Origin of the sequence: Neorhodopirellula pilleata (assembly GCF_007859915.1) — a bacterium.
Classification (GTDB): Bacteria; Planctomycetota; Planctomycetia; order Pirellulales; family Pirellulaceae; genus Rhodopirellula; species Rhodopirellula pilleata.
On the sequence record NZ_SJPM01000011.1, the window covers coordinates 1 to 19,610 of the forward strand.

The following is a 19,610-nucleotide window of genomic DNA, read 5'->3' on the forward strand; positions in this document are numbered from 1 at the left end:
GTCGCTTCCTTGGTGAGTTGGTTCCGGCGGCGTGACCGTGAGGCTAAAGAATACCAGACCTTTCAACTCAAGCGAACAGGGTACTGTCCCCTCATGTTATGGATACACTAAACCGACAGCCCGCTAGCCTTTGGGGGGCACCGCTGTGTCCTTCTCAATCGCAAACTCAGTTCCTCGGTGACATTGTCGACGGAACGCGGACTGAAGCTCCGCTGCCATTCGACATGGGGGAGTATTCGGTCACTCGATTGATCGGTCGGGGCGGCATGGGTGTCGTATTCGAAGGCGAACACCGGCGGATGCAGCGGCGGGTTGCGATCAAAGTCTTGCACGCGAACATGGCCGAGGCCGAATCGGCGCAAGAACAATTCCTCGCGGAAATACGCACTGTTGCCCGCTTGTTGCATCCTCGGATCGTGACCGCGTTTGATGCCGGCCAGTATGAGACGATTGTTTATTTGGTCATGGAATATGTCGACGGCCATTCGCTCGACCGACTCAGTACACCCGGTGCCCCGATGGGGCTGGCCGATGCGCTTGAGTGCGTCCAGTTCGCCGCCGAGGGGCTCGCTCACGCTCACTTGAACAACATCATCCACCGTGACGTCAAACCGGGCAACATGATGCTTGCCCATGACGGCGAGTTGAAGATATTGGACTTGGGATTAGCGGCGTTCTCACACGAATTGATCGATGACGAACAGGGCGGTAAGCGTCGCCCAATCTGTGGGACGCCCGAGTTCATGGCTCCCGAGCAATTCGAAGGACGCGACCTGACGGAGTCGATCGACGTCTACGCGCTGGGCTGCACGTTGCATCAATTGCTAACGGGTTCACCACCATTTCGAGGCAGCTTTTTTGAGTTGATGCGAGCCCATTGCGGCACGCCACCACCCCAGTTGAGTGCGATCGAGTCGTTAGCATCCGAGCCAGTGATCGCCGACGTTCAAGCGTTGATGAACGAAATGATGGGCAAGCAGATCCACGATCGCTGCGCCAGCATGAACGAAGTCGTGGAACGGTTAACAAGAATTCGCGGCCGCCTGTTGAACACGTCGGGCAATCACGCGACGCGATCATCAACGCACGTCGTTTCGTCTTCGCCCATCGTCTCGCAAACGTTGGGCGGGTTTTCGACGAGCGACGCGAGGGACGGCACGGCTGAGACCCGCGAAATCACGTCTTGTTATCAAGTCGGAATCGACTTGGGCGGTCACCAGTTGACCGCCGGTGGTTTCGGCGAGGGTTTGCAATCGGACGACTTGGCCCTTCCATCGGGACCGACCGCCGTGACGATTGCGTTGGACGACAACAGCAGTTCAATCGATGCCTGTTTCGCGGTCTCTCAATCGCAAGGATGGGCCATCGGTCAAGCGGCGTTGGTGCGATTGGCGAACGGACGAGCAGGATGTGGCAACGCGATATCGCTGATCGCCAAGCAGCCAAGCTTATCAATCGATGGCAAAGAATATCCGTCTTCGATGCCGTTGGCATGCTTGTTTCGTCGTGCTTTCCAGCGTTCCGCGATGGTCGGACCTGCCAATAGCGTTTTCGAAGCGTCCTTGACGGTCCCGTCCTCGTTCGGGCGCGCCGCGCGGGAACGGATCATGCTGGCCGCTCGGGCCTGCGGAGTACCATCGATTCATTTGATCGATCGCAATCTGGCATCGGCGCTGAGTCAATTTACGTTTCGAGCCGATGGTGAAGGCTCGGCCCCGCGACTTCCGGCCGGGCACTGGTTGGTCGTCACGATTAATGATTTGGTGATGGAAATCAGTCTGCTCGCGGTGACTTCCGGTCGGATCAAAATGTTGTCCGTCGTGGGCGACTCCCGATCGAATCGCCATCGTTTTAGCCGCCGGATGCTCAAGTGGGTCAAGAAACGTGTTGCCAAGATGGGGCAAAGCAGCAGTGGCGGTTCGATCACGTCCGGGCAACCACTGAAGACTCAGCTGATTTCAGAGTTGTCCGGGATCGAACGGGCCATCGACCAACTCGATAAGGACCCTCAGCCGCCGTTTGAAGTCAAGATCGACGGACGTAAGATCAAAGGCGTCCTGACGCCGGGAATGTTGGTCAACTCTTGCGGGGATTTGATCCAGGGATTTGGCGAGATGTTGGCTCAGGTGCTCTCTGAAGCCGGTGTCGACGGGGACGAGGTCAACGCTTGCCTGACGATCGGAAAACTGACTCACGCGCTTCCGATCCGGAGTTTGCTCCAGAATTTCGGTGTGGCAGCCGAGCCGATCCCGGTCGAGCCCGCCGAGATCGCCGGTTCGGTTGCGGCTTGGACCTATCTCAGTGGCACCGATCCCCGCCGTCAACCTCGATTAATTGCCTGCAACGCGCATAACGTCGGACTGCAGTCGGCCGATGAGCACGTGTTGCTAATCCCCCGGCTGACCGCCTTGCCCGCGTCGGTTCAACGCAAGCTCCAGCGATCGGACACGACTTTTGACGCTGCCAGTGAATCGCTGCAGGTAACGCTTGTCGAGACCCTCGGAACAACCGATACGGTACGGTTGAGCGAGCGTTCTTCACATGCCTGGACGTCCTTCGAACGTTACGAAATCGAAGCGAATACCGGGCATGAAATGCCCATGGACGCGTCGATCGAGATGGATGAAGAAGGCCGCGTGCGGTTCCAAGTGGCCTCACGGACCGTTCGCCGGGAAAGTTCGCAATCCCTTGGAGAAGCGGAGGTCGAACGACTCCGCTCGCTGATGTAAAGACTGTGTTAAGAATCGGAACTCTCGCGGCGGAGTTCCTGTTCGATGATCGGGCATCAAGATAGGATCACTCGGAGAAATCCGTTCGTTTCAATCGGTGCCAATATGCTCTTCTTTCAACGTCTTTGTTTGCTCTTTTTGTGCGCGTCACTGTGTACGTTGCCTGCTGGATGCGGCGGTGAGAGCACCCAGGACAAAATGATGCGGATCGCCAAGGAGCGTGCTGCGCGGAACCGCGCCGAGAAAGCAGACGAAGCCGAACAGGAGAAAAACGCAGCGCAAGCGAAACCCGTGGAACCGGCGAAGGCCGAAGTCGCGGCTGACAAGGCTCCAGCCGAAGATACGCCCGCCGACGCCCCCAAAGAAGAGACCAAACCAGCAGAAAAAAACGTCGTCAAGGCCGCCGGTGCGCCGGTACCGGCCAAGAACGAATCGTCCCCTGCGGCCAGTGCTGAATCTTCTGCCACGGGAAATATGGTTGCCAGCGGTCCTGCCACGTCGGAACTGCCGACCGAGCTGGCCAACTTGCCGCCTCGGGATCAATTGCTCGCCTTCAGTCGCTACGGTGAATCAGTCGCCTACACGGGTGCGACCCAATCGATCGGGATCTTTGACGTCCAGTCCAAACAACTGATACGCCAAGTTTTCAATCCCGATATTACGCCGTTCTCAATGGCCATGAATGACGACGGTTCTCGCTTGATCGTTGGAGGGATCGGAGGCACGTTTAAGGTCTTTCCGCTTGGTCAACAACAAGGCCTCGACCGTTTTCAACAAAGCCGGCAACAGCGCCGCGACGCGGCACCGCCGCGGAAAGGACACGAAGGTCCGGTGACGGCAACGGCGATCAATCGGTCCGGAGATTTGGTCGCGACCGCCGGTGCCGACGGCATGGTCAAGCTGTGGTCCAACAACATGGAAGAACCTTTAAAACTAACCAGCGACGCGTCTTCATTCATTGCCGTGAAGTCGTACCAAAACGATCAACTGGTTCTGGGAGCGTCGCCGGACAACCGGATTCTCTTTTGGTCACTAGGCAAAAAAAACTACGAAGCTCGTGAATTCCCCGATGGAAAGTTGACCGCTTCGCCAACCTGTCTGATCGCCGGTTACCAAGACAAAGGGATTTTAGTCGGCGATGCGCAGGGCCAAGTTTCCATGTGGATCGCCGAAGGTGAGCAATTGGTCAAGTCGCAATTCCAGGCGCATCGAGAACCCATCATCGGATTAGGGTTGATCAACGATGGAAAAACGCTGTTGACGGCAACCAAAGGCGGGGAGTTGTTTCGATGGTCGCTTCCGATCGCACCCCAAATCGAGATCAAGACGCTGCAACCATCCCCGCTGTTGGTCGCGGCCAACCGGGACGACGCGGTAGGGGTGGTCAGCCGTGATCGCAACTTGGATCTCTATTCACTCGCCGACGGTAAGCCGGTTCGACGTCACACCTTGTCGGGCACCGGCGGCAAGTTGACTGCAGTGGCGTTCGCAAACGATGGTGAGGTCGTCGCGTTGGCTGATGATCAAGGTCGTATCGATTACCAGACTCGAGACAAGAAAGTCATCGCGGTCACACAAGTTGGCAAAGAGACAATCACCCACATTGCGACCGCACCGCGATCCAAGCGAGCGACTTCGTTCAACTCGATACTCGCTATGGCAACGGCCGATGGCAAGATCCAAGTTTCCCCCTACCCGCAACTTCAACCGACCAACCTCTCGACATTCGCTGGCGAGATCGCTGCTTCGAGTTCATCAGGTACCGAATCGGTCGTCGCTCGAGGCAACCAACTAACGTACTTGCGTCACAACCCGTCCGGCGGTGCCGCTGCCGAGACCCTCAGTTCCTCTCGCGTGCCGTCGGGACAGGTCACGGCCCTCTCGATCGATTCGGGATTGGCATTGATCGGAACGTCCACAGGTGAAGTCTGGTCTTGGCAATGTTCGATCCCGAATACCACACCTGAGAAAGCCGAGATCGGTTCGATGCGTGAAGCGATCTCCGCCGTCTCACTTTCATCCAAAGGTCGCGTGTGGGTCTGCGATGCGTCTGGCTCGATCCAGATTACAGCGTTCCGTGGCAAGAATGATGCAAAGAAAGCGACCGCTCCCGCTGACGCCGTCGTCGCTCCAACCCCAGAACCAACACCCTTGGTTCGTCTGGCCGCAGATGGTTCAGTCGCCGGACGCATTGTCGTGGCAGGAAACAGGAAGATTCGATCGCAGGCCCAGGGTGTCGATGTCACCTCGATGATCGACGAACAAGGTCGCGGCTCAGCGGTGGGCCAGTTCGCATCAATGAGTGTGTTCACTCCGATCGCCAACGCTGGATGGTCCGAAGTGCTACCAACCTCTGCACCGGAGCTCACCCTTGCCAAGTCTGGGCAGAAGTGGTGGCGGATTCAGGGCGAAAAAGCAGACGAACTTTCGCTTCCCTCTGGATCCAAGCCCTTGGCCGTCTCCGGCAATGCGGATCGAATCGTAGCCAGCGACGATTCGGGCGTTTCGGTCTATCGACTCTCCGGTAATCAAGCTGAGTTGTTAGCGAAACTTCCCGACTCATTAGGCCAAGCGACCGCCGCCGCATGGGATGAAACTTCCCAGCGTTTGTTGCTGGCCTTGGCCGACCAACGGATCGTTTCTATTCCCGTTGATCAGGCTGGAAATTCTTCCGTTACCGAATTGAAAGAATTCGGGAAGACGTCTGCCCTTGTTTCAAAAATGTTCGTACTGGCGGATTCCTCCGGCGTGGTCGTTCGCGACTCGAATTCCCGAATCCAAGTCTTCTCCGGTGAGAAAGCCAACGCTCGTTACGATTCCGGTGAAGCGAAGTTCATTGATTTTGCTGTCGCCGGTCAGGACGTTTTCTTGGCCACAGAAGCGGGAACGGTCTCACGTCTCCGACCGAGCGACTCGGCACCCGTTGCCATCGAGTTATCGATGCGAGGCAAGGTGACTCACATCGCCGCGACAGATCGTAACTCGTCTCAGACTCGCGTTGCGATGTTGACGGATCAATCCGAATGGATCACGACCGGCGGTTCTTTTCACGTGGCTACGGTTCAAACCATGAAGGCTCCGAAGAAGGGTAAGGTGATCTCCTTGTCCGTAGGGGAGAACGGATTGATCGAAGCCATGGCGAGCGATGGCACGGTCATGCGGCTTGCTGCCCCGGCGATCGCAACAGTAGACAAGGCAACCGAGACGGCCGCTTGCGATGACGGTTCACTCGTGGCGTTCGCTGAAGACGGAACCAATCTGAAAATCCTTCGCTACGTCGGTGGTAACGAGAACGGGTCGGGCATGTTCATCGCTCAAGAGCTTCCGCCCTTACCGGCCAAGATCGTTGGTTTAGCCTCGCTGCCCAATGAGCCTCATTTCGCCGTCGCGATGCAAGACGGTTCCGTCGCCCGAATCGTTCCTGGACAACGAGATGATAATGTGTTGGTTCGAGCAACCGGCGGGGTGCCGACACCGTGGAATAAGCCAGTCAAAATCAATCTCCAATCGGCGACGCGAGTGTTCGTCCGGCATGACCTAGGCTCGCAAACCGGCAAAGTTCTTGCGGTTGATTTTGAGGCCAACACGACGAAGTGGGTCGATGCCTCCGACGTGCCATCGGTCGGCAATCCCCCTGCCGCCTCGGGCAGATATGAAGTCAATGGAAAGGTATCGTTGGCTGAAATCCATGGCGAGACGTTAGCAGTTCAGTTGGCCAACTCGGTCTCACTACTCAATCCAGACGGCACCAAAACCGCCGAGTTGAAATCAGGAAATATTGCGTTCACTACGATGACCCTCGCCCCCAAAGGTGATCGCGTAGCGACGTGCGACCGAATCGGCCAACTCACCGTTTGGGACAAAAACGGTCAATCGTTATCTCGATCGCAGTTGCCGATCCAATCCGTCAGTCATCTGTTGTTCTCAAGCGATGGATCGCAATTACTCGCCGCTGACGAACGGCGTTTGATTGTTTTCGATGTGGCGTCTGGTTCGATTATCACCCAACTCTCATTGTCCCAGCCGATAAAACGGATGGTGCACTGGAATGCGGACACGGTTCGGTTCTTAACCGAAGATGGTAACTTCCGATCGCTCCCGATCCCTTCTTCAGACTGGACCGCGTCGCTCGACGGACGCCCGACAGGAATGGCTTGGGCATCAGACGGAAGTCGTTTAGTTATCATTTCGTCAACCGGTCAATTGCTGGAATTGGAGGCGACTTCCGGTGCTGAGATCCGCCGAATTAATGTCGGCGGTGGCGGTTTGAAACAAGTCGTCACGCTCACCAACGGCCGAGAGTTTGCTGTCCTCAATGAGGATTCCACCATCTTCATTGTTCCTGCTCAGGGGGCTCCGGTGAAGCTTTCCAGTCGCAGCGCTTTGGGGCTCACCGCGATCAGCGTTGACGAAAGCGTTCAGTGGCTTTATGCGGTGAACGATCTCGGCGAAGTCGTGGTCTATGATTTGTTGACTCCGGACAAGCCGGCCCAAGTCGTCCCGAGTAGCCTCAGCGTCGGCATGATACAACCGATCGGCGGCACTCAATTCGTCGTGGCGTCGAAAACGGACGCGAACCTGACCGTGATCGATGCGAAGACGCGAAGGGATCAAGTGGATCGAACGTTGTCGCGAATCAGTGACATCGGGTTCCTGCCCGATGGTTCCTTTGCCGTCGTTGCCGACGGAACCCGCCGGGTGAAAATGGTGCCGGTCACTCAGGGGACCCCTCGATCACTGGAAGCCGGCGAAGTCAACGTGCAAAAACTAGCAATCCATCCCACCGGTGTCCGAGTCGCTGCGATCGGTGAGTCAACCTCCGACCGCAATCATGCTCTGTTGATTTGGGAAACAGTTACCCAACAACTTCAAGCAACCATCTCCTTGACCGGCCAAACGACCGAAGTGGTTTATTCTCGAGATGGCGGATTAATCGCAGTCGGTTTTCAAGACGGACGTTGCGAAGTCTATGACGGCACCTCAGGCGAACTCCTCGAAGCGATGCCGCCCGTGGAAGGACTCAATTCGATCGCGTTCGCATCGGACAACAGCCGACTGCTGCTCGGACACGCCGGAGGAAACGTCACTGTGCAAGCGATTTCAGTGTTGGGCAAAGTCAAAGCCGCTGACGATCCGGTGATCTCATTAAGCTTCCATGGTGCCGATCGTTACTTGCTCGCCGCAACCATGAAAGGTGAAATCAGTTTGTGGAACCGTGCGGCACTGAAAAGTCCACAGGCTCGTTTTCAAGGAGTCCAAGCCAACGTGCGGTTCGCGACGATCTCCGCAGATGGACAGTACGCGTTGGCGGTTTTTGAAGACGAAAAAAATTCCACGGCTGTATGGAAGACTTCCGCGATCAACGGAGCGACAGGACCGATCCCACCGCATTTGGTCGTTGCCAATACGGTACCAAGCACGTCGGCCAACTTCACGTCCGACTCGAAGTTCTTGGTTGTCGGTGGTTCGGACGGATTGATTCGTGCATGGAGTTTGGACGAGAATCGCGAAATCGCTCGTTTCAAAGGTCACGCCGGCTCGATCGCCGCGATCGCACCGCTGAAAGAACAAGGACGATTCGTAAGTGGCGGTGCCGATCGTTCGATTCGATCGTGGCGTTTCCCGTCGAGCCTGCCAGCACCCGGAGCAGAGGTTCCCGATGGTGGGCTATCCGACACGACTGAGGTTCGCGACGTCGAGCCGCCACGGTTGGACGAGAACGCCGACGAGGAAGACCCCTGGGACGCAGCCCGGCAAGCGCTCATCGCTGGAACGGCCGACACGGCCAACGCGATCGGTGTGCTCGACTTGATCGAAGGCAATGAAGCGGCCAAGTCGATCGCCAAGGAAAGTCTCAATCGCATCCTCTCGATGGAACAAACCGATACCTCGACCGCGGAATCGCTTTCCCAAGAACGCCGCCGATTGGCCAAGAGTCGACGTGAGATCGTCGCTACCGAAATGGCCAAAATTCAGGCGACCTATTCAGGCGGATTTAGCAATCTGTATTTCGCCGCGCCGACGAACTTCAAGTTCGGACTTGAGAAAACGTTCCGCCCCGTGGAATTGCTTTTCTCGGACCGTTTTCTTTATGCGGCGAGGCCTTCGTCGCTCGAACCGGTTAAGGAAAAGTTGGGACGATACCGCAAACCCGATGAGATCAGGGCGATCGCGGATAAGAAACAAGATACCAATCGAAACAAGTTAGACGAAGATGGGAACATCATTGTCGAGGAGAAGGACCCTGACTCGACCGACGGTGATAACGGCGCACTGCTGAGTTGGGACTATCGCTATTCTCAGCTTCAAGCACATGCTTGGTCGATTGAGGACCTCAGCATAAAGGAACTTTATGCCTTGCCACAAGCGGCGGGCGTATTCAGTGCTCCGCAAATGATGCTATTCAACCAAGACGGCTCTTCACGAAAGTTCTCGACCGCGGAAAGCTGGACAACCACCAACTGGAAAGACAGCGACAAACAATTCCTTGCCATCGGCACCGCAGGCGGCAATCGGGTTGAGAGCGATATCTTAAAACTATTCGATATCTCCGAACTCGTCAGCGAAACGGTCAAACCGGTTTCTCAGTACCGAAGTTTCGAAGGCATCATTACGGCAATGGCGTTCGCCAGTAAGCATTCCAAAATCGCATTCGCGGTTCGTGAACGATCTGTTCATCGACTGTTTGTCGCAGATATCGAAACGATGCAATTGAATCTGATCGAAGAAGTCCGTCACGCGAAGCCCTGGATCGAAGAAAAAAACGGCAATGCCACCCGAGTCTCCGACGCATCGCCCGGCATTACAACGCTAGCCTTCTCTCCAGATGATGAATTATTGATCGCTCACGGCAACTACAACAAGAAAGAATACCGTTTCACCGGGTGGAAGTTGGACGACGAACTCAAACCGGCGCTGCTGAAGCCGCAATTCATGGTCACCAACGACAAGGAACCGTTCTTCGACAGCATCGGTTCGAAATCGGTTTGGTTTATCAACTCCGACCGCTACGGACGCCAAGACCGGGATCCGAGCGGTTCGCGTGTGAAGAAGATCGTGGTTCGTCGCAAAGGCGGTTTCTCGATCATCAATCTTGCCAATGGCAGTATCGAGAGGGACATCCCTTACCTGACGACGCAACACGGCCAGCCGATTTTTTCCATTAGCGACAATGGGCGGTGGATCATGATGGGCGACGATCGCGGCATGGCTTATATTTGGGACGCAATCACCGGCGAGAAGTTTGCGATCACGATCGACGAGGAGTCCGAGCGACAAATCAAAGCATCCGATCGCAGACCTGACGATCTGCCTGAGCGACCTGCCCATACCGGCCCGATCGTCGGCGTGGCTTTGTCCGATCCGGATCCCGGCAAGGAGTATCCTGCGTTCGCAGCAACCTGTGGCGAGGAGAATCGCATTAAGGTTTGGGAACTTTTCCCAATCATCGAATTGCAATCTCAACCTTTGCGAGCCCGTGAAACCACTACTGCTGTGAGCCAATAACTGACACCATGAACCCCTACACCCACTGGCTGGATATTCCTGAGTCGGCGTGTCCGCCCAACTATTTTCTATTGCTGGGTGTCGAGGAGGATGAAGACAACGAGGTCCGGATCAAGTCCGCTTACTACCGGCGCGTGGCGAAAGTGAGCGTTTATCAATATGGCGATGCTGCCGAGCAGTGCAACGCATTGTTGCTCGATTTCGCCGACGCCCGCGATTGCTTGCTCGATCCTCGCTCTCGGCAACGGTACCTCGAGGCACTACGCAGCGGTCAACCGCTGCCCGCGAACCGGCGCGACGCGGCCGAGCAAGACGACGTCGAACTCGTCGAAGTTGAAGAGGTGATCGAAGAGGCCGACGTTGCCGCCGAAGTCCAACCGAGCGACGCCGCGTCGATCGCGGGCGAGATGCTCCAGGGCGTCGACTTGGCATCAATGGGGTTTGGGCAGTCCTCACCCGCCGACGCGTCAAGTCCGCTGACGTCGCCTGCCCCCAAGCGGGTTCCCGCCAAGTCCGGTGGTCGCAACCCGTTTGGTATTTTGTCAGTCGTCCGAAGTCCCGATGAGATTTTGCAGGAAGTCATCGAGCAACGAGGGGCTACCCCGTTTCAGTCCGGTTTTCTGAACCAGGGACAAGCCGACCAACTCGTCGTCGGCCCCTACCTACTCGACCAACACCTCCGCACCGGAAGTTGGGGAGATACCTACGTCGCTTCCCGAATCAGCTCGGGCGAAGTCGTCGTGTTGACGCGACTGAACGAGGAATTCGACAAAGAACTTGGTGTTCTCAAATCCGTTTTCAATAAAGTCTCGCGTCTGTCGTTGGAGTATCATCCACGTGTGATCGACTGCGGTTCACATGATCATCGACTGTATCAAGCGACCGAACTGATTACCGGCGAAGACTTGTTTGCCTTCGTCAGCAAACACGGTCCGCTGTCACCGCACCAAGCTATTTATTGCATTGATAGTCTCGCCAAAGGTTTGCAAACGGCGCTGCGCGCCGGACTCGTTCATCAGGAACTGCGTCCTCGTAAAGTTTGGTTGACTCAGACCGGTGATATCTATGTGAGGGACCTGATTTTGGCCAATGTCGTTTCGGTTCGGAAACAACGTTTGCTCAAGACCAACCAATTGATTCAGTGGCTTCCGAAGCATCACCTCGACTACACCGCTCCGGAATCCCTCACAAGCGACAAATCCAAACCCGCTCACGCGGATATGTATAGTCTTGGTTGCCTGTTGCATTTTTGCTTGACCGGCCAAGCGGTCTTTCCACGCGATGAATCGTTGTCAACCGTCATCGCCCACCGCGAAGAACGCGTCAAAGCACTCAAGCCATCCGTGGCTGGAGTCACCGACGAGATCGATCAACTGTTGCAGCGATTGCTGGCCAAGGCTCCTCAAGCCAGATTCGGTTCGTACACGGATCTGCGGCAATCACTGCGCACCGCGTTTCGTTCGCTACCCAAATCACCGGTCAACCCACGACAACTATGGGGCAAGGTGGGCACCGAGGTGGAAACCAAGATCGACGTCCGTCCTCACGACGGCGTCAGTCGTCTTCACGCGCGGCGATTGGCGATGATTGTCGGCGGCGGTATCGCGGCGGCGGTCCTGATCGGTGGAATGATCGTGCTTTCGCTTGGCGGTGACTCGGTCGCAGAAGAAACCGTTCCGGCGACGGAACTCCCAACCACCAGGGCGAGCCGACCCGTTGACGCACTACCTGAGTCGTCCGGCTTCGTTCCTACGCTCGAGTCCGACGACGTTTTTGAAGTCAAGTAACGGTAATGGGAATTGACATCGGATTTCCCACCTAGCGGGCTGTTGATTTAGTTCTCATCGAAACCCGATGCGTGAGGGCGTGTTGATTGAATCGTAACCCGAAGCGTGAGCGAGGGATTCATCGCCATTAAGTCCTTTGTATGTATCCCGCGCTCACGCTTCGGGTTTCGATGAAGACTAAATCAACAGCCCGGTGAGCGAGGGATACTTAAAAGAGAATGAATGGCGTTCAATCCCTCGCTGACGCATCGGGTTACGATTAAATCAACAGCCCGCAAGCCAGGAAACGCAACGAGAGACGATTCCATGCGGATTTGAGTTCGGAGCGAGCTCAGTGTGATGTCAACTCACTGCCGTCTCGATGATGGCGCGCAATCTTTTTGACTCCATATTTCCTTCAACGGTGCGACCTCCCCGGACTTCCTGATGCCGTTGTAAGCCTATGCCCAGTAATGGTTTGCAAATAACCCGTCGAACAAGAAGGGACCCTTGGCACGCCGATCGCGTTGAGTCGGTTCGTCACCCGGACAGGATCGGGCGACTGGATCACGGATGGCCTTGGAACTTCAATCGCCGTTCTCCAACGGAGACGGAAAGGAATTCGCAGATGAAACTCTTGCTCGCTTCCCTTGTCGGCTCGTTCGCATTGATCGTCACTTGCTCGACGTCCGCATCCGCCCAAGACGCACGGTCACTTTACTTGGCGGCTGATCAATACCGGGATGCCATCGTTCACTTCGAAGACGAAGCGAATCGAGTACGTACGATCGATCGATTCTCGCTTCGTTTGATCGACCGGCTCGAAGATCAGACATCGGACCTGCGCAGTGCCACCCGGCGAGTTTCCGATCTCTCGCGAGTGCTCTACGAGTTCAACGAAGTTCAATCGTTGCACCAGCGAGTCCCTGAGGCCGTTTTCGCAAGCGGTTGCCCGATCATCCGAGCGGCGCTCGGACCGTGCTGGAACGAGGCCGAAGTCGCCTATCGTTTACTTGCCAATGAAGTGCGATTATTACAAACATACGCCTACCGATCCGGCTACCGAGGAGACTTCGGTCGTCCTGATTGCGTCCATCCGTTTAGTTCATCGCCGTTGAACTCACCGACATTCCCAAACGCATACGCTCCTGTACCACGAGTTGCACCGGTGCCGACGCTCCCTCCTCAAGCATCATTGCGAAGTCCAACGCCCCCCGCTTATGTCGTACCAGGTTCACGTTTCTCGAATTCGCGACCGCTTCCACCGTCGCCGCACGATCGTTTTCAATCAAACGGCACCGATTTGGGGAACGCGATTCTTGGCAGTCTCCTCTCGCGAGTCGCTCGAGGCCTTTAGATCCGCCCGGCGTGTCGATCCGAATCTCGCTACCTATTTACCTAGGCCCGTCATCAACGGGACTTTAGGGAAGGCGGCAGGTTGATCGGCGCGTTCAACCGGTTGCAACGATTTTTCCAAACGCTCGTATTTTAGGCGAGCGACTTCTCGTAACCATCGCTCATCCTCTTCGGTCGTTCCATTGACTTTCATGCTTGGAATGGGTTGATCGGCCAAGCTTGCCCCAGAGAGTAACCCGAATTGGTCGAGCACGTCATCGAGTGACATCGGTGGCTGATCTTTGTATCCGTTCATCAACTGACTGACCAATTCCATATCAATGATCCCGCCGGAACGATAATGGATATCGGTAACAACCGGTTCGGCGGGGTAAAGACCCATCAAAATCATCTTATCGAAACGAACGTCAGACAAAATGTCGGGTGTAGGAGCATTGAGCTCTCCTTCCCGACGATCAAGCCGATGAAGGTTACGGCGTTCGTCACTGGTTAAGAATACTTCCATCAAAATCGGATTACGAGAATTGCTCGAACCGATCGCATCGGAGGGCTCCGGTTGCGATGGAGGCAAATGAAAGAACAACAACTCGGTGACCCTGCGTCCTTCTTGACCGATCGACGTCACCGTCAGAGCTGCTTGCTCGAAAGTGAATGCCATCACCAGAGTGCGGCCGAATTTGGAATTCAACCGAGTCGCCAATGAAGACTTCAGATCCTCGTTCGTCTGGATTGATGCCGCGATCCCGAGCGATCGAAAACGTTCGACGGCGGATTCGATCATCGGTTCGGCTTTGACAGCGACGCCGGGACGGTCTATTTCGTAGAATGCGGCTTGGCAATCGGTTCCAAAGTAGAGTTGGCCCTGATCATTGCTGTAAATCATCGGTTCAATGACAAGACGATGTTTCTCAAAGTAATCGTCCACTTGCCTGCGGGTGACCGCCGGAAGTTTGTTGCGGCCATTGGGATCCATCGTCAGGCCGATCGTGAAAGCGGGAACCCTTCCGATCGTCCCTGCTTCGCCCGCTAGAGGTAGCGAAATTGTAGGATTGACCGACGCGCCGGGAGTCAGCATCCGGCAAGTCATTGATTTAGCAAGTGTATAGGCTCGATTGACCTGAGAGTCGAGCAACGGCAGTTTCTGCAGGCTTTGAATCTCTTCGAGAGTCGGTGTGGCCCCGATTCGGCCGACCCGCAGAGCGCCGACTCGAGAGTTTCTCTGAGAGACGTCCTCGGAAACTTCGGATGTGCTTGCCGATGCAGCGATTTCCCCGACGGTTAACGCCGGCACATTCTCTTCGATCGAATTCGAATCGACTGCTTGGATGGTCGAGCGATTTTGCTGGAGAGTCTGTGATGCGACCAGACCCGCCAATATCAGTGCCATCACAACCGTGGCGATCTTCAATTTTTGTTGCTGCAACATGGGCTCAGGTTTGGGCAAGTTGGTCGTGACAATCGAACAGTTTGGCGTGGCCGTCTAGTCTAATTCGAGAATCGAATTTTATCTTCTCCGGAGGGACATGAATATGCAGAGCTCATCAACAAAAAAACACCGCCACGAGAACGTGGCGGTGTTTCGTAATTTTCTGAGTGATCTCAGTTCCGGATCTAGTTGCTGTCGCGGACCGAAAGCAGGAGTGAATCACCGCTGAAGTAATTCAGGAACGTGTTGAAGAACGCGACTCCTGGTTTTTGGTGCAGCATCACGACGTCATCCGGAAGGATTCGGATGCGTTGTTTTTTGTCGGTGATGGCGCGGTCGAGGTCACATCGGATGTTGATCTGGCGACCATCCTTCAGTGTACGCAAGACCATCACTTGAGTCGCTTCGCGGACATAGCCGGGCGTGCCGTTTGCTATTGCCGCCCCGCTGAGTCCGAGAGGTCCGCCGGGAGACCCGGTGGCCATGGCGATCGCTTCCATCACGTCGATGTCTTGGTCACGTGGAAGCGGGATGCGAGCTCCCGGCAACAATCCGCCCGTGATGAAGTACTCGTTGCGACGGGGGATGAAGACCACGTCACCCTCACCCAGGATTACATCCTCAGGGCTGAATGGAATTCCGTCGCAGGGGCAACCGGCAAGCGGAATTCGAATCACGCCTGGATTGCACTGGCCGCCTTCGCCACCGCTGACGATGCTTTGCAATTGCCCGCCACTCATGAATGTCGGATTCAGACCCACGCCGTTGCGGATCACATAGAGTTCGCGAGCGGCATCGGTCCCTGGCAATCCGCCGGTTTGCGCCATGGCGTGCAACACGTCGTTTTCGTAAATCGGCAAGTCGATTACTTCGCCGCTACCACGGTGAATCTCGTTGACGGCACCCGGCGGCACCAAAGCAACGCTCGTTGACGGAGTGTCCTCGCGCAAAACCACGACTCGACGAACGCGAGGAATTAACAAGTCAACCGTGACACGTTCCTTACCATCTTGTAGAACGTCTTGGGCGACGTAAGCCTGCGTTATTTTGTCGACGGCCTGAGGCATCGTGAGGCCATCTAAAGAGACATCGCCAAGCAGCGGCATCGCGATCGTGCCATTTCCTTCGACACGAATCGGCAAGCCGGTCAACGGCCCGACGACGCTACCGCGTGGTGGATAGTAACGTTGATTGACGGCTTGGGTCCGTTGCTGAACCGGCGTTTCCTCTTCGTTAGCCGGGAAGACGCCGAACACGTAAACAGCCAGCGTATCACCGGGGCCAATGATGTGTTGATCTGGTTTGACCTGCCCGAGCGTCGAGAACGGCAACGGTGCCAAGGCTTCCCGTGGGCAATCAAACAACGACGGGTCGAGTCGATTGGCGGGAATTGCTTTGCAAGCCGATGAAACGGAATGATGGATTTGGCATCCGGTCGTCGCAATGGTGCCAGCGGCGAGCAGTGATGCCACCACCAGCGATCGACGCAAGTTTTTGATTTGATTCTGGAGAATCATTGCTGAGTCCCTTCGCAATGCAGGGTGAATGAATGGTTGGTGGAGTGAATGAACTCGTCGATTTATCGAGCGGGTTTAGTGGTGGATTCTGTTTCGAGCATTTTGAAGGATGACCCTTCGGCTTCGACGATCGCAACGGGGCTGACATGAGTAGGGTCTTTCGCGACTGAACCACTAACCAGTGATGACGTGTTCTGCAGCGGCTCGGCCAGTCGGACGAAACCAACTGTCTTGCCCTTGAAGGACTCACCGGAGTCTTTGGCGACGGGGGTCGCCGTGGTTGGAACGACAGGATTGAGGGAGAACCCGTCGGTAAAGTCAGCTGAGAAGTCCTCGTCATCCGTCCGAGAGAACGAACCGGGTGGCAACTCGGCGGGCATCGGAAAAAACGTGCTCGCGTCTGGTTTAGGGGCGGGAATGGCTTGAGGAGCGATCTCTGCCGGAGCAGGCATCGGCTCAATCGCCTTGGGGGCTTCGTCGACAGGGACCGTCTCTTCAACTTCCGCCGTTGGGGGCACGGGAATTGATTGCACCTTATCTTCAGCGGCCGGTTCAGGAACAGTCGGAGCCATGCGGTTGGAACTCGATTGAACGCCCACTTCGTCTTCGATAGGTAATGGAAGTGCGGCCTCATTTTGGAACATTTCCTCCGAATAGGAATGTTCGATCGGCATTGCCTCGATCAAGTCATCCGAGGCACTCATGCCAACGAAGGAAACCCCGCACGGGCCGCACGCCGAATCGCCGCAAGGTTTGTCGCAGCGTGGGAACGGGCACTCGCAGGTTTCATAAATTCGCAGATAGTGTGTGTCAGGGAACTGCGAGGCACGCGAGGCACCATCTTGCCAGCCACTGTAGTAGGCGTGGCGTTTCTTGTCGCAATGCTTCAGGATCTGTTCTGGTTTGTAATAGCGGGCCGGCGCCACCGCAGGCGGGCAACACTCTCCGCCCGTGGCGACTTCATAGAAGCCATCGATCCATCCACATTTGTAATCATGGGGATAGGAAGAGCATTCTGGATTGCCGCATTTGACATACTCTTTGAAAGCTCGGACGGTCTGAGTTTTCTCGTAGCAACTGTCGGTGATGGACGCACAGCCGGTCAGCGTCATCAACGCCAGCAGGCCGATCGCCGTTGGGTAGTGTCGGTTCATCATAGTCTGGACTCGTTCGTAAACTGAATTCGGGACGGGGGCTCCGCATACTGTTTTCGACGTGTCAAGAAAAAATTCCCCCTCTTTCTGCCTAAACAAGCCGAAGCCATTGGGGACGATCACGCTCAATCGTGATAAACGGATGATTCAGAAGGACTCTGGGAATCCGGACAACCGTTACAGATTAACTCAGCTGGCGTGATTGATCGGTTCGCGACAAGAAGTTACCGGTGCCAACGGCAATGACGAATCGGGTGGTTCATTCATCAAGGGCGGAATGTCGTGAACGCTGCGAGGATACTCCGCATGGTTCTCGGCAAAGTCAATCGATTGCCGTAATGCGACGAGCATCTTTTGAGTCTGGGCATCGAAGTGCAGAAAACTTCCGGTGATGGTGTGGGCGTATTCGAACTTGGTGGGCCCCATCATCGCCGCTTGAATGAAGTTGCGCATGTACAGCCAGCGAGTTCGTCGATCCGCCAACATTCGCCACGCGATCGTCCGAAATCCTTTGAACATCCGCTTGAACTCCCACGCATCGGGGATGTGTTTGTTTTGGATCTTCAATCGCTTTGTCGTGTCGATCACACGGTCCATGAATGCTTTTGGTGAATAAACGGCTTCGATGATATTGTGCAGCTCACGATAGATTTCAACGCGGTCACGAGTGGTGACGAAGTTCAACCCGCTGATTGTTTGGTCTTTCGATTCCAAACTTCGCAGTTCGTACTTGGCATTGGGATCATCGATCCAGCGATGATTTGAATCGATCAATCGACGTTCTTTCGTCAATCGACGAGTGAGTTGCGTGTTGGGTAATGCACTCAATAAACCGATCATGGACAACGAGATCCCACTCTCTTGAATGAAGCGAATCATGGGCTTGTCCGTTCCCGGTTTATCGGTGTCGAAACCGATGATCAATCCGGCTGCCACGGAGATGCCGTAGTCGTAAATCGTGCGAACCCGTTCGATGATCGGATGAACGGTGTTGATTCGTTTTTGCGTGTGGATCAATGTTTCCTCATCGGGCGATTCAATCCCCAAGAAGACATATCGGAACTGGACATCCCGCATCAATTCGAGCAGTTCGATGTCATCGGCTAGATTCACACTCGCTTCGGTTGAGAATACAAACGGATAGTTGTGTTCCTCGTTCCATTGTTTCAGCGCAACCAAGAGCGGCTTGATCAGTTTGCGATTGCCGATGAAATTGTCGTCGGTAAAGTCAACCCAACCGCGATAACCCAAATCATAGAGCTTCTGAAGTTCGGCTAAGAATTGTTCAGGTTTTTTGACGCGCGGTCTGCGTCCAAAGAGTTCAATGATGTCACAAAATTCGCAGTTGTATGGACACCCGCGAGACGACTGAACCCCGACGTGAAGGTAGTCGTCGAAGCGAACCAGATCAAACCGCGGAGTGGGAGTTTGAGTGACGTCTGGTTTAAGTGGGCTTTCGAAGACGCCTCTCGGATTGCCCGCGCGCCACGCGTCGAGCCACATCGGGATCGTCAACTCGCCTTCGCCCATCACGACCGCATCGGCTTCGTGATAGATCTGAGGCTGACTAGTCGGATCGGGGCCTCCCACGACAACAAACTTGCCTTCGCAGTTAGCCCGGCGTACCAATTCAAGGATTCCTGGCTGTTGCGGCAACATCCCGCCCGTGCAAATCAAATCTGCCCGATCCCACGAAGATTGCTCAAGTGGTCCGACGTTCAAATCAACCAGCTCAAACTCCCATGTCTGAGGAAGCAACGCCGCCACCGTCATCAACCCTAAAGGCGGCGCAGTGGCCTTAGCACCAATCGCACGGGCACTTTCAACGAAATTCCAATAGTTCGTTTGTTCAAACCGAGGCTGGATCAATAGACATCGCAGTTTCTTATCCGGATGATCGAGTCCATTGGGAAGTTCGTGGGGGAAACCAAGCGGGCCTGCGATCGATTGCTCAGGATCAATACTGCTGAGACACGCGGTCGATTCGGGTAACGTCTGCATGATCACCATTTCCAAGCACGAATCAGTGGGTTGAATCTTGACTTCCGTTAAAATCCCTCCAAGCAAACTACTCCGTTTATTTAGGAATGCAAAGCCAAAAAGGCATGAAGGATGTGCTGCGGCCGAACGATCGGCAATTACGATGGTCCACGACC

8 protein-coding genes are annotated in these 19,610 nt (G+C 55.4%); 4 read left to right on the top strand and 4 right to left on the bottom strand.

The features are described from left to right. Positions 1-98: 98 nt before the first annotated feature. The 4 genes from Pla100_RS21580 to Pla100_RS21595 all read left to right on the top strand — a co-directional run bounded on the left by Pla100_RS21580 (position 99) and on the right by Pla100_RS21595 (position 13,358). Positions 99-2,729, top strand: a complete 2,631-nt coding sequence (locus tag Pla100_RS21580) for a protein kinase domain-containing protein (RefSeq protein WP_146580075.1) — start codon at positions 99-101, stop codon at positions 2,727-2,729. Positions 2,730-2,834: 105 nt separating this feature from the next. Next, on the top strand, positions 2,835-10,235 hold the full coding sequence (locus tag Pla100_RS21585; RefSeq protein WP_197168137.1) for a hypothetical protein: 7,401 nt from the start codon (positions 2,835-2,837) through the stop codon (positions 10,233-10,235). An 8-nt stretch (positions 10,236-10,243) separates the two neighbouring features. Beyond that, positions 10,244-12,022, top strand: coding sequence for a serine/threonine protein kinase (locus tag Pla100_RS21590; protein WP_146580079.1), 1,779 nt, complete (start codon positions 10,244-10,246; stop codon positions 12,020-12,022). Between the two features lie 607 nt (positions 12,023-12,629). Next, positions 12,630-13,358 (top strand): hypothetical protein, encoded by a 729-nt coding sequence (locus Pla100_RS21595; RefSeq protein ID WP_146580081.1) that lies wholly within the window; start codon positions 12,630-12,632, stop codon positions 13,356-13,358. A 33-nt stretch (positions 13,359-13,391) separates the two neighbouring features. On the opposite strand, the gene Pla100_RS21600 is transcribed toward Pla100_RS21595, so the two are convergent. The 4 genes from Pla100_RS21600 to Pla100_RS21615 all read right to left on the bottom strand — a co-directional run bounded on the left by Pla100_RS21600 (position 13,392) and on the right by Pla100_RS21615 (position 19,455). Continuing rightward, a complete protein-coding gene (locus Pla100_RS21600) occupies positions 13,392-14,783 on the bottom strand; it encodes a hypothetical protein (protein WP_146580083.1) in 1,392 nt (463 codons plus the stop codon). A 185-nt stretch (positions 14,784-14,968) separates the two neighbouring features. Beyond that, entirely contained in the window at positions 14,969-16,300 is a 1,332-nt protein-coding gene (locus Pla100_RS21605; RefSeq protein ID WP_146580085.1) for a polysaccharide biosynthesis/export family protein, read from the bottom strand. A 62-nt stretch (positions 16,301-16,362) separates the two neighbouring features. Next, entirely contained in the window at positions 16,363-17,457 is a 1,095-nt protein-coding gene (locus Pla100_RS21610) for a hypothetical protein (protein ID WP_146580087.1), read from the bottom strand. Positions 17,458-17,643: 186 nt separating this feature from the next. Further along, the gene (locus Pla100_RS21615) at positions 17,644-19,455 is read right to left on the bottom strand and encodes a B12-binding domain-containing radical SAM protein (protein WP_231603323.1); all 1,812 of its coding nucleotides are present in this window, start codon (positions 19,453-19,455) and stop codon (positions 17,644-17,646) included. Positions 19,456-19,610: the final 155 nt, after the last annotated feature.

Bases quoted from the DNA above. Each gene is read 5' to 3' on its own strand.
- Pla100_RS21615 (WP_231603323.1), bottom strand. From the start codon at position 19,455: ATGCAGACGTTACCCGAATCGACCGCGTGTCTCAGCAGTATTGATCCT.
- Pla100_RS21590 (WP_146580079.1), top strand. From the start codon at position 10,244: ATGAACCCCTACACCCACTGGCTGGATATTCCTGAGTCGGCGTGTCCG.
- Pla100_RS21605 (WP_146580085.1), bottom strand. From the start codon at position 16,300: ATGATTCTCCAGAATCAAATCAAAAACTTGCGTCGATCGCTGGTGGTG.
- Pla100_RS21585 (WP_197168137.1), top strand. From the start codon at position 2,835: ATGCTCTTCTTTCAACGTCTTTGTTTGCTCTTTTTGTGCGCGTCACTG.
- Pla100_RS21595 (WP_146580081.1), top strand. From the start codon at position 12,630: ATGAAACTCTTGCTCGCTTCCCTTGTCGGCTCGTTCGCATTGATCGTC.
- Pla100_RS21600 (WP_146580083.1), bottom strand. From the start codon at position 14,783: ATGTTGCAGCAACAAAAATTGAAGATCGCCACGGTTGTGATGGCACTG.
- Pla100_RS21610 (WP_146580087.1), bottom strand. From the start codon at position 17,457: ATGATGAACCGACACTACCCAACGGCGATCGGCCTGCTGGCGTTGATG.
- Pla100_RS21580 (WP_146580075.1), top strand. From the start codon at position 99: ATGGATACACTAAACCGACAGCCCGCTAGCCTTTGGGGGGCACCGCTG.